This is a genomic window from Cobetia sp. MM1IDA2H-1 (genome assembly GCF_002916775.2).
Lineage (GTDB): Bacteria > Pseudomonadota > Gammaproteobacteria > Pseudomonadales > Halomonadaceae > Cobetia > Cobetia marina.
In genome coordinates this window covers 3,120,888-3,135,509 of record NZ_CM133225.1, presented here as the reverse complement: position 1 = coordinate 3,135,509, position 14,622 = coordinate 3,120,888, and the positions used below count along the sequence as shown (strand labels likewise).

The following is a 14,622-nucleotide window of genomic DNA, read 5'->3' as shown; positions in this document are numbered from 1 at the left end:
GATGGTCGGGGCGTTTTTCGTGCGGCTCAGCACGTCAGCCTTTCGTGCGCCAGTCTCTCTACCTATACCTCCTGATAGAGCTGGCTGCCTTCGCGCTTGAACTTGTCAGCCTGCTCCTGCATGCCGGCCATCACGCTGTCGGCGTCACCGGTCAGGCCGTGTTCGTTGGCGTAGTCGCGGACTTCCTGGGTGATCTTCATCGAGCAGAACTTCGGCCCGCACATGGAGCAGAAATGGGCGACCTTGGCCGAATCCTTGGGCAGCGTCTCGTCGTGGAAGCTGCGCGCGGTGTCCGGGTCAAGGCCCAGATTGAACTGGTCTTCCCAGCGGAACTCGAAGCGTGCCTTGGAGAGTGCATTGTCACGACGTTGCGCGCCCGGATGCCCCTTGGCCAGATCCGCGGCATGCGCGGCGATCTTGTAGGTGATGATGCCAGTCTTGACGTCGTCCTTGTTGGGCAGGCCCAGGTGCTCCTTGGGGGTCACGTAGCAGAGCATGGCGCAGCCGAACCAGCCGATCATCGCGGCACCGATACCGGAGGTGATGTGGTCGTAGCCCGGGGCGATGTCGGTGGTCAGCGGGCCGAGGGTGTAGAAGGGCGCCTCGTCGCACTCGCTGAGCTGCTTGTCCATGTTCTCCTTGATCAGGTGCATCGGCACGTGACCCGGACCTTCGATCATGACCTGGACATCGTGCTGCCAGGCGATCTTCGTCAGCTCGCCGAGCGTCTCGAGTTCGCCGAACTGGGCGGCGTCATTGGCATCGGCCACCGAGCCCGGGCGCAGGCCATCGCCCAGTGACAGGCTGATGTCGTAGGCCTTGCAGATCTCGCAGATGTCCTCGAAATGGCGATAGAGGAAGCTTTCCTCGTGATGCGCCAGACACCACTTGGCCATGATCGAGCCGCCGCGCGAGACGATGCCGGTCACGCGGCTGGCGGTCAGCGGCACATAGCGCAGCAGGACGCCGGCGTGGATGGTGAAGTAGTCGACGCCTTGCTCGGCCTGCTCGATCAGCGTGTCGCGGAAGATCTCCCAGTCGAGATTCTCGGCCACGCCATCGACCTTCTCCAGCGCCTGATAGATCGGCACCGTGCCGATGGGCACGGGAGAGTTGCGCAGAATCCATTCACGGGTCTCGTGGATGTTGGCGCCGGTCGAGAGATCCATCACGGTGTCGGAGCCCCAGCGGATCGCCCAGGTCATCTTGTCGACCTCTTCCTCGATGGAGGAGGTGACCGCCGAGTTGCCCAGGTTGCCGTTGACCTTCACCAGGAAGTTGCGGCCGATGATCATCGGCTCGCTTTCCGGGTGATTGATGTTGGCGGGAATGATGGCGCGGCCACGCGCGACTTCCTCACGCACGAATTCGGCGGTGATCTCGTCGGGCAGGTTGGCGCCGAAGCTGTGCCCCGGGTGCTGGTGGCCCAGAATGCTCTCGACGGAGTCGCTGCCCTGATATTCCTCACGCAGCGCGATACGACGCTGATTCTCGCGAATCGCGATGTATTCCATCTCCGGCGTAATGATGCCCTGGCGCGCATAGTGCAGCTGGGTGACATTCTTGCCCGGCAGGGCACGGCGCGGGCGGTGGTCCAGCTCGAAGCGCAGGGACGACAGGCGCAGGTCGGCCTGGCGCACGCGACCATATTCGCTGCTCAGCTGATTGAGCTGTTCGGTATCGCCGCGTTCCTCGATCCACTTCTCGCGCAGTGGCGCCAGCCCGCGACGAATGTCGATCTCGACCGCCGGGTCGGTGTAGGGACCGGAGGTATCGTAGACGACGATCGGCGGATTCTCTTCCAGACCGCTGGAGGTCTGGGTCGGCGAGCAGCCGATCTCGCGCATGGGCACGCGGATGTCCGGGCGAGAGCCTTCGATGTAGATCTTGCGCGAGCCGCTCAGCGGCGCGATGGCGGCGGCGTCGACGCGGGCTTCGCTGGCGAGATGGCGACTGCCATCCTTGCGACCGGCACGTGCGCGCGCCTTCGGCGCAGCCTCAGATTGGGGGGCGAGCGACGGTTCGGCGGCGTTGGTGGCTTGCGGATCTTGAGTCGTGGGGGTAGTGCTCATGCAGGTCTCCTCAAAGGGCGACGTCACGGCAGACGTCATCATGGGAAGACCGTGCGCAGGGAGAGGATGGCCATCGCCGACTCCTTGCCAACAGGTGGCCCGGGAGCGAGGCGGCCGCGGGCAGCGGCTGACCATCAGCTTGATTCCTACGCCGGTCCTAACCGGTTCAGGTTCCACGGGACCCCTTGCTGGCAGCCTCGCCCATTTGGCGGCGAGGTGATGCATGCAGAATCTCAGCCGGTTCCACCGGCACCCCGTCAAGCGTGCTCAGAATTCAATGCGGGCATGACCTGTGCTGAGCGTTGTGCTGGCCCAGGTCATCGTGCTCGCATTCAGGCTCTGATGGCCTGTGGTGTGTCTGGATGATTGGCGAGAGGACCACGTCCCCAGGCCGATGAAAATCGGTGTGTCTTCCGTTCGCGCAGGCGCGGCCTGTCAGGCGACGGCCTGCCACGGATCAGTCGCGATCAAGGCCCATCTGCCAGAAGTCGATCTCGAGACGCGTCGCATCGCGGAAGACATCCACCAGTTCGCCCAGTCGGCGCTCCGAGACCTCCGAGAGCCGAGCGTCCAGCCATTCACGTTCGGCGTCCACCGCTTCCTTGAAGTCATCGCTGGAGTACATCGCGATCCAGTCCGCGTACGGATTGTCCTCGATCTCGGTGGTGTCCTGGTCCAGCAGCCACTCGGCGATCTCGCCGTAGCCGATCAGGCAGGGCGCGAGCGCCACGTGCAGATCGAGCAGGTCGCCGCGCTGGCCGCAATCCAGTACGTAACGGGTATAGGCCAGGGTCGCGCGGGATTCCGGCAGCTCACTCAGGTCATCCTCGCTGATGCCCCACTCGCTGCAGTAGCCGATATGCAGGTCGAGCTCGGTATTGAGGATGGTGTCGAGACTGGCCGTGGCCTGACGCAGCTCCGCGAGGGTGCGGCTCTTGTAGGCGGCCAGCGCCCAGGCGCGCGCGAAGTGGATCAGGAACAGGTAGTCCTGCTGCAGGTAATGGCGGAAGGACTCCTCTGGCAGACGACCTTCCCCGAGCTGGCGAACGAAGTCATGCTCGAGATAGTCGCGCCATTCCTCGGCGCAGGCACTGGTCAGGTCTGAAAAGCTGGGCATCGACGCATCCCTCGGTGAGCGTGCTGCCAATCCGTGATGGAGTGGCAAAGGTCTGGCTCGAGCGTGGTCAGGTCCGGCATTCTGCAGGGAAAAAGCGGGGGGAGGTGCGGCGTTCACCTGGAAGAGGTGAAGATGATGTGCGGCAACACTTCGCGCTTGATCCCTACGCCGGTACTAACCGGATCAGGTTCGGCGGGATCGTCATACACGCACCTCGATGCAAGGCCTCGAACAGTGCGAATGACATCTCAGCCGGTCTTACCGGCACCCCGTCAAGCTGTGACTCAGACGTCACGATATCTCGAGTGTAACAGTCCTGCGGTGCAGGAAAAGCCTCTGCCGCCCTAAAACCCATGCGACTTTGGGAGGCCATCTGCGATGCTGAAAGGGCTTCCTGCGATGCGGGAAGCGTGTCATGCGCTGCAGGAAAGATGTCATGCAGGCTGACAGGAGGAGAGGTTCGCCATCAGGGCTGGGAAGTGTCGCCTCAGGCGCACCAGATCGTGAGGCTCATCGACATCCCAGCTGACAGGCAGGCAACCGACGCTTCTGCCTGCCTGAGCCAGCAGTGCAAGAGTCTCCCGGCTCACGTCGGCATGGCTCCAGTGATCCAGCTGGAAGGCCGCCGGGCAGGCTGCTTTCAGGCCAATCAATCCGTATCCCCCGTCTTCGCTGGGCTGCAGCACCGCCTCATGGTCATGCAGGCACCGCGCCGCCTCGCGCAGACGTTGACTGTCCAATGCGGGCAGGTCAGAGCCCATCAGCAGCACGGGGCCTGCGGGCAGGTGGCGCAGCATGGCCTGATGCATGCGCTCCCCAAGCCCACCCTGTGGCTGTGCCTCGAGCGTGATCCGCCTGCCATGTGCCGCCATGCTCTCTGCACGCCACTGATCCTCAAGTTCCGTCAGCAGGGCTGCCTGCTCAGGTTGCTGCCGGGCGTGCTCGGGGGAGGGAGTCAGCATCACGACCACCTTGCCGAGGCGTGAGGCGCAGGCCTGCTGAACGATTCTGCGCAGCATGCGCGAGTAGAGGCGTGCCGCCCCCTCGGGACCGAGGGCAGGGATCAGCCGCGTCTTGCATTGTCCGGCCAGTGGCAGGCGGCCGAAGATGATGAGCGTCGGGCGCATGTCATACGCGGCCGTGTCGGTTTCCCTGTCAGCAAGCGAGGCTTCAGGCATGAGGCAAGCCACGCTGTTCACACGCCTGAGCGGCGGCACCATATCCATAGAGGCGCGCCAGACGGACAGGAGATACGCCACCCCAGGCTGCCAGGCGCAGCCCCCACATCTTGAGGATGGTGCGACAGACGCCATGGGTTTCCCAGCGTCTTCCACTGGTGGTGACTCTGGCGGAGAGGTTCAGCGGCGAGGTCAGTCGCTTGAGCCTGACGCTCAGCTGGATGTCCTCCATCAGGGGCACGACGGGAAAGCCCTCGATGGCCTCGAAGGTGGAGCGTCGTACGAACTGGGTCTGATCACCCGTGCTGATGCTGGTCAGGCGCGAGCGCAGATTCATCAGCATGGCGATCACGGGCAGCAGCGGAGAATCTCCTTCGATGTCGACATCGAAGCGACCCCAGTCGCACTCGCGATGCTCGGCGAGGGTCTCTGACAGTACCGAGAGGACATGTGCCGGCAGGCGCGTATCAGCATGCAGGAACAGCAGCCATTGGCCACGAGCCTGAGAGGCACCGGCGTTCATCTGCGTTGCCCGGCCCGGATCACTGCTCAGGCAGCGATCGCACAGCGGCGTTGCCAGCTCGCGGGTAGTATCCGTGGAGCCGCCATCGACCACGATGACCTCGCAATCCCCGCTCGCGCGCAGTGGACTCAAGGCGATCAAGGCCGAGACGATACCGGATGCCTCGTTGTGGACTGGCATGATGATGCTCAGCCACGGGGTGCGTGTCAGGGCGCTGCCCGAACGGACAGCCCTGGGGGCAGGTCTGGCAACTGGCGAGAAGATGGAGGGCTTTGTCATGGCGCAGGCTCCGGCGATGGCGTCGTCCTGAGAGCATACGCATGTGATCACCCCATGGATGCAGAGCGTCGAGACGCTCGCTCAACGCTTGGGCGAAGAATCAACGCGTGAGCCGCCGTGTCGAGTCAGAGGCGGCTGGAGGTCACTGAGAGAAGGTGATCCGATAGAGTCCTGAGGCTCCGGTATCGCTGGTCAGGTAGAGGCTGCCATCCTTGCCGAATGCTACATCCAGTGGGCGTATCCAGCGCTCGCCGCTGGCGGCATCCTGCAGGCCGGTCAGTACCGGCACTAGGCGTGCTTCAGTGTCTGGCGTTGCCAGCTTGAGGCCCAGCAGGCGAGGCTCACGACGACTGGCGGGGTCTCCCCACGCCTTGCCGGAGGGCGCCGTGCCCCAGCTGCCGTGGACTGCCACCACGACATCCATGTCAGCAGCCAATGGATGCCCAGGCGGCACCACCGCGATACCCATCGGCGCACTGCGAGCGGGGATCTCGGCCAGTGGCGGTGCAATCTCGTCACGTTCGCGCGGTGAATCGCTCGTGATGCAATCATCTGCCTGCCAGCGGCCATCGATCCACTGATACCAGGGCATGCCATGGAAGCTGCCTTCGCGGGCAGCGACCACAAGCTCGCGGGGATGCTCGTAGCCCAAATGGTCCGGTCCGTTGTTGGTGGCCAGCAGGCGCGTCTCTCCTGTCGCCAGTGCCTGCCAGACCAGGCCGACGGGGTTGCGCAGACCACTCGCCCACGCACGCCACTCGGGAGGCTCGCCACTTTCCTCAAGGCGCATCACTCCCCCACGGCGCTGTTGCTGTGGATAGCGAGGCGAGGTGCCCGCCAGATACTGATCGGAGCAGTTGCCCTGGATCCCCAGCGCCAGATACAGGCCATTGTAAGGGCCCAGGCTCAGCGTACGCGAGTTGTGGCCGCCGCCGCCGGGAATCGCGATCACGCGGTGGAAGTCGCTCGGGGCAAGGGAGATCCCGGGATGGTAGTCCGCGACCAGCAGGGCGTCCGTGGTCGCGACATACAGGCGCGCATCGCGGACGACGACAGAGTGGGGATAGCCTTCCAGCTCGACCAGCACTTCCATGCGCTTGAGGCTGCCATCATCGGCCAGCTGGCCTCGATAGAGCTTGCCGGCCCGCGAGCCGATCAACACCTCATCGTGAGCGGTGAGGTGCAGCATGCGAGGTGCCTGAAGCGATGCCAGCCGAGTCATGCCGGCCCCTGGTGGCAGCCTCAGGGAGGGGGCGTCCTCGGGAACCGAGCTTGCCGCCTGCAATGCCAGAGTCGGGGCATGAGCAGAGGTCTCGCCATCGAGGGTGTCGTTGCTGCTTGCCTCGCTCCAGGCAGGAGACGACGCGCAGAGACAGCTGATGAGTGCCGTCCCCATCAGCTGTCTGATGCTTGCGCATCCACGGATTTCCTGTTGGCGCTTGCTCATGTGCTCCACTGCCTCCCTGGCCTGTCGCGGCTGCCTCGGCAAGTCGACTGGCATCGCTCGCCGCCGTGCAGGAAAGTCTGGAAGCTTGTGCCGGTTTGCGCCAGTGCTGCCCTGTCCCTGGAGAGTCAGGAGCGCTTCGCGTTGCGGCGGCGGTACTTGAGGTGGCGGCGCCAGCCCTTGAGGGAAAGCCAGGAGTCGTCGCGGGGATAGAAGCGCTTCTCACGCCAGCCCGGCTGCTCGTCCAGTTCTTCCGGGCTCTTGCGCCAGCGCTTGTATTCCCATTGATACTGCGCGGGCGCCAGGGCGATCGCGGCTTCCACTGAGGCATTCACTCCCCGCGCCGAGATGACCTCGTCTTCGGCGTAGACCGCCTCATCCGCCGCAAGGAAGTGGATGGCGAAGCCATGGCCATCTTCCAGGCGTTGAGCGACACCGGTCACCACGCGGGCGTCGGTTCTCGCCACCAGCTTGGGGAGCAGAGTGGCGGTGTAGGCGAGGCGGCCGTAGAAGTCGGCGAAGACACCGCTACCGCGTCCCGGTTCCTGATCCGGCAGGATGCCGATCGCCTCGGCGCGCTTGAGCGCCTTCAGCAACGCTGCCACGCCGCGGGAGTTGGTAGGCACCAGTCTCGCCCCCATGCGCTCACGCCCGTTGCGAATGATCGGGTCGAGCCGCTCGAACTTGGGCGGCTCGTACATGGCAGTGAAGGGGAAATGGCTCGAGAGCCAGAAATTGAGCACTTCCCAGTTGCCGAAGTGCGGCGCCAGCACGATCACGCCACGTCCCTCGGCACGGGCTTCGTCGAGCAGATTGCGACCGTGCACCTCGAGAATCGAATCGCGCACCGCGTCTTCATCACCCAGCCATACCTTGCCCAGCTCCAGCATGGTGGCGGTGGAGTGGGCGAGGCTCTCGGTCACGAGGCGTGCGCGTGTCTCACGCGGCTGATGAGGGAAGGCCTGGCCAAGATTTCTGCGCGTGACGCGCCGTTCCCGCGGATTGAGCAGTTGCACGAGACGCGCGACCGGGCGCGCCATCCACCACAGCTGGCGGGTGGTCAGGCCCGAGAGTCGCTGCCATAGCCAGGCGACGGCATTGGCCTTGAGAGGTAAAAGGCGTTGTTCCATGGCCTTTTCAAAACGCTTGAGAGTCTTTTCCATCGTCACACATGAAGTTCCGGTGGTCTGGCGTGAGATACCGCACTGGTCAGAGGGCGAGTCCTGCGCTGCCCGTCGCGCCCCATTGTGCCAGAGGGGCGTACGTCATGCAGGTTCGAGGCATCGGGGGGCACGCACTGACCTTCGTCGTGTGTGGCACGGGGCGTGCGGCCCGTTTGCTCTGCCAGTATCATGCTGGCATCGGCACATCCGGGATCACGTCGCTGGCGTGGTCCCGAGGCGCTCTGTCAGACAGTCAGACCACGGCACTGCCCGAGCGGTTCTCGTGTGCCGTGCTTTCCAGTAGTGCTTTTCGGTGATGCTTTCCCTGATGCGCTTTCCCTGATGTGCTCGTCCTGTCATGTCTTGTGCCTGTCGTGTCCCTTGCCCTGCGCGGAGCCCTGATGTCATCTTCCCCCATTGCCCCCGAGTCCCCGGCACAGCCATTACCTGAATCCGACCATCAATGCCCGTTATGCGCGACGCATGGCAGTCAACCTGTGCTGCATCTGGTGCAACGACGCAAGCCATGTCCGCGGACCGGTCAGCGTCCGCCTGCCGACGAGCGTGATTACCTGCGGTGTGGCGAATGTCATCTGCTGTATCTCGCGCCCTCTCAACGACTGGATGCCCGCGCAGAGCAGGACATCTACGACCAGCACGAGAACGACCCGGCAGACCCGCGCTATCGCACCTTCCTGTCCAGGCTGTTCACGCCGATGTGCGAGCGGCTGGCGGCCGGTGCCAGCGGGCTCGATTTCGGTTGTGGGCCGGGGCCAGCCCTGGCACGGATGTTCGAGGAAGTCGGCCACCCGATGGCATTGCATGATCTGTATTACCACCCGAACCCGGCAGCGCTCGCCCGTCAGCATGATTTCATCGTCAGTACCGAGGTGATCGAGCATCTCTACGCGCCCGGCGATGTCTTCCGTCAGTGGCTTGGGTGTCTCAAACCCGGTGGCCTGCTGGGGATCATGACGCAACCCGCCGCGGATGATCTGGATGCGCTCAAGCGTTGGCACTATCTGCGTGACCCGACCCATGTCTGCCTGTTCAGCCCGACGACCTTCGCCTGGCTGGCGCGGACCCATGGCCTGGCCTTCGAGCAGATTGCGAGCGATAGCGTCATCTTCCGCGTTCCGATGTCCTGAAGGGCTCGCGTGGCGGGTGTGGAGTGGAGGATGCCCGCTACCGAGGCATGATCCAGCCGCCCCACGCGCGTGCGCCTGACCGGGCTGGCCGCGAGATTCGGGGCGAGACAATGAACGATGTCGCGAAATGACGTGAAGCTGACGCAAAAACACTTGGATTTGGCGCAGACTGTCACTATATTGCCCGCGCCTTGCGAGATTCCTGCAGGGCGCTTCCCTCTCCCGTAGCTCTCCGCACCTTGCGGCATTGGCCGAACGCAGTCCTGCGCCTGGCCGAGGAACTGGTCATGCCCCGTCATCTGTTGTTGATGTCTCTCGCGCCCTTGCTGGGCCTTGCCTTGCTGGGGATCGGCAATGCCATGCTGACTTCGCTGGTCCCCCTGCGGCTGTCTGCCGCCGGTGTCTCGAGCGAGGCGATCGGCCTGATCAGCTCCGCCTACTATCTGGGGCTTGGACTGGGAGCGCTGGTCAACGACCGCCTGCTGCTGCGCATCGGACACATCCGAGCCTACGCCGGCTTCGCCTCGCTGGTGGCAGTCGCCGCCCTGGCCATGGGGCTGGGCGATCATCCCGTGGTGTGGTTCCTGCTGCGCATGATGATCGGCTGGTCGCTGGTCGGCGTCTATCTGGTCATCGAGAGCTGGTTGCTGAGTGCCGCCGACCCCGCCGTACGTGGACGCCTGCTGGCGCTCTACATGATCGTGCTTTATGGCGCGGGCGTGCTGGGGCAGCTGCTGCTGGGAGTAACCGCCATGCTGAGTCTCGAGGCGGCCTTCATGCTGGTGGCGATGCTGGCGGCGGCGTCCGTATTGCCGCTGGTGCTGCTGCCGCGCGTATCACCGCTGATCGAGCAATCCGAGCCGTTGAGTCCCTGGCGTCTGATTCGCATCACGCCGACCGGCGTGTTCGGCTGCCTGGCTTCGGGGCTGGTGGTGGCAGTGCTCTACAGCCTGCTGCCCTTGGCATTGGGGGAGGGCGGCGTGCTGGACACCGCGGAGATCGGGCAGCGCATGGCGCTGGTGATTCTCGGCGGCATGCTGCTGCAGTACCCCATCGGGCGCTGGTCTGACAGTCATGATCGTCAGCAGGTATTGATCATCCTGTCGGTGGCCATCATCGGGTTCGCCGCCTTGCTGATGGGGCCGGCACGCGAAGGCATCGCGCAGTTGACGGTGTTGTTCCTGCTCGGCGGCGCGGCCTTCACGCTCTATCCGGTCGCGGTCAGCCATGCGGCAGACCGTGCCCCCGCCGGGGCGCTGGTGCGCATGAGTCAGGGATTGTTGCTGATCAATGCCGTGGGCTCGACCCTGTCACCGCCGGCCGTATCACTGCCGATGGCCGAGATGGGTGCCATGCCCGGCATGGCGCTGAGTCTGGCGGTGATGGGCGGTGGCATGCTGGCCTTCTTCGTCTGGCGACGCGTGATGCGTCCGGCGCCGCAGCCGCTGGCCCCCTTCGAGACCCATGCGCCACAGACGCCCCTGGGAACGGAGCTTGCCGTCGGGCCGGAACTGGTCGAGGCCGCCGAGGAGCACCTGCGGGATGCCGAGGTCAATGACCCGCTGGTCGAGGTGACTCGCGAGCTGGCCGTCGACATGCCGGAGCTGATCACCGAGGCGTCCCTGGATAGTCTCGAGGAGATCGAGACTCATGAGGGTGAAAGCCAGCGCCAGGCGCCCCGCCATGGCGAGGCTTCCGACGGGCGCAACGCAGATTGAGGCCTTGTGTGAGCGGCATGCCTCACGTGTGTCGCAAGGGGGGAGGTGAGGGTAGAGGAGTAGGTCGCACTAGCGGGAGGGGTCGACCAGGTTGCCCTGCGAGGCGTTGCGGCGGAACCAGCCGGTCACGCTGGCGCGCGCCTGTTTCGTCGGCAGCACCTCGTGGGGGATCCGTTCGGAAAGGAAGCACACGAAGGTCCCGGCCTCGGGGGTGACACGCCGGATTTCACGGCTGTCATCTTCGGGGTCGTAGAGCACGATCTCGCCACCGGCGTCCGCCGGCCAGTCGGCATTGAGATAGAGCACGCTGGAAATCAGGCGATTGCCACGCCCGCGGAAGCTGTCCAGGTGCTTGCGATAGAAGCTGCCGACCGGATAGTGGGCAAAATGCGCCTCGTACTCGAACAGCCCCAGATAGAGGGCACGGTTGAGTTCATCCTTGAGGACATTCATCGCCTCCAGGTAGGCACGCTGGGCACGCGAATCGCGATCCAGCCAGCGAATCGCATCCCCGCGGATGTCCGGGCGAAGGTCATGCTCACGCCCGCGTCCGATTCCCGCAGCCGTCAGTCGCTGATGGCTCTCCAGCGCCCGCAACTCGTCATTGAGATGGCGGATCAGGTGTGCCGGCAGAAAGTCCGGGCGCACGCTGTAGCCATGCTCGACCAGTTCATCGATCAGCAGGTTGAGCGCGGTGGGGTCCAGCAGTGGGGCGGGTGCAGCGGGCATCGGGCGCTCCGGAAAAAGGGCAGAAGGCATCAAGGCGCAGTGTTATAGAGCAGCACGCGCAGGGGCGCAATGCCTTGAGTGAAGGCCTGGCAATCCTCAGCCCGCGAGACATGCGTCAATCACGCCAGAGGCTCATGCCCGTGGTGCATGGGGGCGAGGTGGTAGGTGGCGCAACGGTGCCCCGGGCGGTGGCGGGGAGGACAGGCTGATGGTGTGTCCGAACCCGATGGCCATCATCTCCACCAGCATCATCGCGGAAAGCCCCCACAGCAGCTGCCCGGCCACCTGATAGCCGGGCACGTACCAGGTGTCATCGCCCACGCGGATGACGTCGGTGTGGGCGCGTTCATCGCGCAGCAGCATGCTCAGTGGCATCTCGAAGATATGCGCTATCTCGCCGGGGTCGGCGCGCAGCGGCAGGTCGGGAGCGATGCGTCCCACGAAAGGCGTCACGGTCATGCCGTGCAGCGAGATCACATCGCTCAGTTGCCCGTATATCTCCACTTCGCCGGAGGGCAGGGACACTTCCTCCTCGGCCTCACGCAGCGCCGTGGCCAGCAGACTGATATCCTCCGGCTCCGCCTTGCCACCGGGGAAGGCGACCTGGCCGGCATGCTGACTCAGGTGACTGGCGCGTTGCGTGAGCAGCAGCGTCGGTTCCGGGCGGTCGATCAACGCGATGAGTACCGCAGCGCGTGGCTGGTCGTTGCTCACGATACGGGGGTGATGGGATTGCAGGCGCTGGCGCAGAGCTTCTAGCATGTCGGGTCCTCGTTGACCTTCATCTTGTGGCGTGGGATGTGAGGCGGTCAAGATGTGAGGTGACAGCCGGCCGAGTCAGCGGCACCATTTCCAGAAGCCGAGCCCGGGCATCGGCGTTCAAGAGTTTCACGGGAGAGCGAATGAACTACTGCAGCCATTGTGGTGAGACCGTGCGTCTGGCGGTGCCACAAGGAGATGATCGACTGCGCTACCTGTGTGATAGCTGCGGCACCATCCATTATCAGAATCCACGCATCATCGCCGGTACCCTGCCGATACGCGATGGCAAGGTGCTGCTGTGTCGCCGCGCCATCGAACCGCGCCTGGGGTATTGGACACTGCCGGCCGGTTTCATGGAGAACGCGGAGACCACCAGTGAGGCCGCTGCCCGCGAGACGCGTGAGGAAGCGGGGGCCGAGGTCAATCTCCAGGGCCTCTACACCCTGATTGATCTGCCACACATCAATCAGGTCTACATGCTGTTTCGCGCCGAATTGACCAGTGATATCTCCGCGGGTATCGAGAGTCTCGAGGTGGCGCTGTTCGCCGAAGAGGAGATTCCCTGGCAGTCACTGGCCTTCCCGACCATGGAAGTGACGCTGAGGCGCTATTTCGAGGACCGTCGTGCCCGCCAGGGAGAAGGCGAATTCCCGTTGCATCTGGAACAGATCGATCTCGAGACGCGCGAGCGCTTCTTCAAGACGACACATCTGCCCAAGCACTGAGCGGGCCGTGGTCAGGCTTCACCCCGGGACCTGCCGTCGCTTGACGGCGTGACCGGGGTGGGCATCGCACCTTCAGAAGCTTTCCAGTCGCCAGCAGTCAATCGGCACTTCCTCGTAGGGGTGCGCCTCGCGCAGTGCGGCCACTGCCGTGCGAATCAGCGCGTCCTCACACACCATCTCGACCTTGACCTCCTCGACACGTTCCAGCGTGCCGCGTTCGCCGATATGCGGATTGGCACCGGCCAGCGGACGAAACTGCCCCGTGCCGCGCGTCTCGAAGCAGCAGGCCTCGTAGTCGCCCATGCGTCCGGCACCCGTGGCGAAAAGCGCTTCCTTGACACCTTCCAGTGCTTCGTGTGGAACGAAGAATGCCAGTTTGTACATGGTGGGCCTCCTTGAGGGACGTGACGGGCGATGAGTGCCAGGGCGCCAATCGCCCCGGGGAAAGACGTGCGCTGGCGAGGACGCAGTCAAGCGTGGCAGAGCCTGCGCGGCGTCCCCTGATGATGGCATAATGCCCGCTGCAACGGCCAAGGACACTGCCATGCTCAAATGGATCAATATCTCACTGCTGCTACTGCTGGCTCTGCTCCAGTACCGGCTGTGGTGGGGCGAAAATGGCGTCACCGAATTGTTCGACATCCGTGCCCGCGTGCAGCAGCTCTCCAGGGAAGCGGCGCAGCTGGACAACCGCAATCAACGCCTGGGCGCTGAAGTGGTCGATCTCAAGAATGGTCTGGCGGCCATCGAGGAGCGTGCGCGCAACGATCTCGGCATGGTGCGCAAGGATGAGCAGTTCCTGTGGGTGCCCAACGTCGAGGTACCCAAGCGCCAGGTCTCGTCCGCGGATGAAGTGGCGGAAGGGGCGCTGGAAGGCAAGGGACTGGAAGAGGGCCTGCCCAAGGTGCTCAACCCATGACTCGCATGAATGATGCCCCGGCGCCGCGTCTCTGGTATCTGGTACCCGCCGCAGGCGTGGGCAGCCGCATGCAGGCTGACCGTCCCAAGCAGTATCTGGAACTGACGCCCGGCGGCAGTGTCCTGGAGGCGACCCTCACCACCCTCAGGCGCGCATTGCCCGAGGCCGGGTTGTGTCTGGTGCTGGGTGCGGAGGATGCCTATTTCACGCCGACGATGGTGCCATGGCAGGAGTGGCTGCGCGCCGATGGCGGCAGCGAGCGTGCCGACAGCGTGCTGGCGGGACTCGAGTGTCTGAGCCGAGTGGCGAGTGATGATGACCTCGTGCTGGTACACGATGTGGCGCGTCCCTGTGTCCGCGAGAGCGACATCCAGGCGCTGGTCAAGGCGGCACGCGAGAGTGACGACGGCGCCATTCTGGCCGCTCCCGCCAGTGACACCATGAAGCGGGCCGCTGTACTGAGCCATGCCGTGGAACGTACCGAGGGCTCAGCGCAGCGCATCGCGCATACCGAATCCCGGACAGGGCTGTGGCATGCCTTCACGCCCCAGGCATTTCCGCTGGGCCTGTTGCGCACGGCGCTGCGTGCCGCCCTCGCGGAGCAGCCCGAGCGCATCACCGATGAGGCCTCGGCACTCGAGGCCTGTGGACGATCCCCCGTGCTGGTGCCCGCGGCGCGCGACAATCTCAAGATCACCCATCCGGAAGACCTCGCCATGGCGCGCCTGTTGCTGGCGGCCCGCGAGGATCACGCCGACAGACCCCGGACACCTGCCTGACATGATGGATCATCCCGTGACCCCCGACACTTCGAGTTCCACGACCTCCCCCGCGACCTCCGGGCA

The 14,622-nt window shown here is 64.6% G+C and carries 14 protein-coding genes and 2 riboswitches; of the genes, 5 read left to right on the top strand and 9 right to left on the bottom strand.

All coding sequences use genetic code 11. The features are described from left to right. Positions 1-62 precede the first annotated feature (62 nt). From thiC to BOH68_RS13330, 6 genes are all read right to left on the bottom strand, one after another. Positions 63-2,072 (bottom strand): phosphomethylpyrimidine synthase ThiC, encoded by a 2,010-nt coding sequence (gene thiC, locus BOH68_RS13355; RefSeq protein WP_077375122.1) that lies wholly within the window; start codon positions 2,070-2,072, stop codon positions 63-65. A 126-nt stretch (positions 2,073-2,198) separates the two neighbouring features. Continuing rightward, positions 2,199-2,339: riboswitch (TPP riboswitch) on the bottom strand. Between the two features lie 190 nt (positions 2,340-2,529). Beyond that, positions 2,530-3,189, bottom strand: a complete 660-nt coding sequence (tenA, locus tag BOH68_RS13350) for a thiaminase II (RefSeq protein WP_077375119.1) — start codon at positions 3,187-3,189, stop codon at positions 2,530-2,532. 143 nt (positions 3,190-3,332) lie between these two features. Further along, positions 3,333-3,471, bottom strand: a riboswitch (TPP riboswitch). Between the two features lie 152 nt (positions 3,472-3,623). Further along, positions 3,624-4,316: a TIGR04282 family arsenosugar biosynthesis glycosyltransferase gene (locus BOH68_RS13345; protein ID WP_170877395.1), complete on the bottom strand. Its 693-nt coding sequence runs from the start codon at positions 4,314-4,316 to the stop codon at positions 3,624-3,626. 43 nt (positions 4,317-4,359) lie between these two features. Then, positions 4,360-5,169, bottom strand: a complete 810-nt coding sequence (locus BOH68_RS13340) for a TIGR04283 family arsenosugar biosynthesis glycosyltransferase (protein ID WP_077375114.1) — start codon at positions 5,167-5,169, stop codon at positions 4,360-4,362. A gap of 142 nt (positions 5,170-5,311) precedes the next feature. Continuing rightward, the gene (locus BOH68_RS13335) at positions 5,312-6,616 is read right to left on the bottom strand and encodes a PQQ-dependent sugar dehydrogenase (RefSeq protein ID WP_103751406.1); all 1,305 of its coding nucleotides are present in this window, start codon (positions 6,614-6,616) and stop codon (positions 5,312-5,314) included. A gap of 125 nt (positions 6,617-6,741) precedes the next feature. Beyond that, positions 6,742-7,776, bottom strand: a complete 1,035-nt coding sequence (locus BOH68_RS13330; RefSeq protein WP_258038225.1) for a lysophospholipid acyltransferase family protein — start codon at positions 7,774-7,776, stop codon at positions 6,742-6,744. Positions 7,777-8,177: 401 nt separating this feature from the next. Here BOH68_RS13330 and BOH68_RS13325 point away from each other — a divergent pair, with 401 nt between their 5' ends. Then, on the top strand, positions 8,178-8,924 hold the full coding sequence (locus BOH68_RS13325) for a class I SAM-dependent methyltransferase (protein ID WP_077375108.1): 747 nt from the start codon (positions 8,178-8,180) through the stop codon (positions 8,922-8,924). A gap of 287 nt (positions 8,925-9,211) precedes the next feature. Then, positions 9,212-10,642 (top strand): MFS transporter, encoded by a 1,431-nt coding sequence (locus BOH68_RS13320; RefSeq protein WP_077375105.1) that lies wholly within the window; start codon positions 9,212-9,214, stop codon positions 10,640-10,642. A 69-nt stretch (positions 10,643-10,711) separates the two neighbouring features. Here the strand turns inward: BOH68_RS13320 and BOH68_RS13315 are convergent, their stop codons facing one another. Together BOH68_RS13315 and BOH68_RS13310 are read right to left on the bottom strand one after the other, a co-directional pair. After that, a complete protein-coding gene (locus tag BOH68_RS13315; protein ID WP_077375102.1) occupies positions 10,712-11,371 on the bottom strand; it encodes a 2OG-Fe(II) oxygenase in 660 nt (219 codons plus the stop codon). Positions 11,372-11,503: 132 nt separating this feature from the next. Next, positions 11,504-12,133, bottom strand: a complete 630-nt coding sequence (locus BOH68_RS13310; RefSeq protein ID WP_077375099.1) for a CoA pyrophosphatase — start codon at positions 12,131-12,133, stop codon at positions 11,504-11,506. Positions 12,134-12,273: 140 nt separating this feature from the next. Here BOH68_RS13310 and BOH68_RS13305 point away from each other — a divergent pair, with 140 nt between their 5' ends. After that, the gene (locus tag BOH68_RS13305; protein ID WP_077375096.1) at positions 12,274-12,858 is read left to right on the top strand and encodes an NUDIX hydrolase; all 585 of its coding nucleotides are present in this window, start codon (positions 12,274-12,276) and stop codon (positions 12,856-12,858) included. A 72-nt stretch (positions 12,859-12,930) separates the two neighbouring features. Here BOH68_RS13305 and BOH68_RS13300 read toward each other — a convergent pair whose 3' ends face one another. Beyond that, complete coding sequence (locus BOH68_RS13300) at positions 12,931-13,242, bottom strand: NGG1p interacting factor NIF3 (RefSeq protein WP_077375094.1); 312 nt, start codon at positions 13,240-13,242, stop codon at positions 12,931-12,933. A gap of 160 nt (positions 13,243-13,402) precedes the next feature. Here BOH68_RS13300 and ftsB point away from each other — a divergent pair, with 160 nt between their 5' ends. After that, on the top strand, positions 13,403-13,777 hold the full coding sequence (gene ftsB, locus BOH68_RS13295) for a cell division protein FtsB (protein WP_077375092.1): 375 nt from the start codon (positions 13,403-13,405) through the stop codon (positions 13,775-13,777). Beyond that, the gene (ispD, locus tag BOH68_RS13290) at positions 13,774-14,556 is read left to right on the top strand and encodes a 2-C-methyl-D-erythritol 4-phosphate cytidylyltransferase (protein WP_077375089.1); all 783 of its coding nucleotides are present in this window, start codon (positions 13,774-13,776) and stop codon (positions 14,554-14,556) included. Before ftsB ends, ispD begins: the two co-directional genes overlap by 4 nt. The last annotated feature ends 66 nt before the right edge of the window (positions 14,557-14,622 follow it).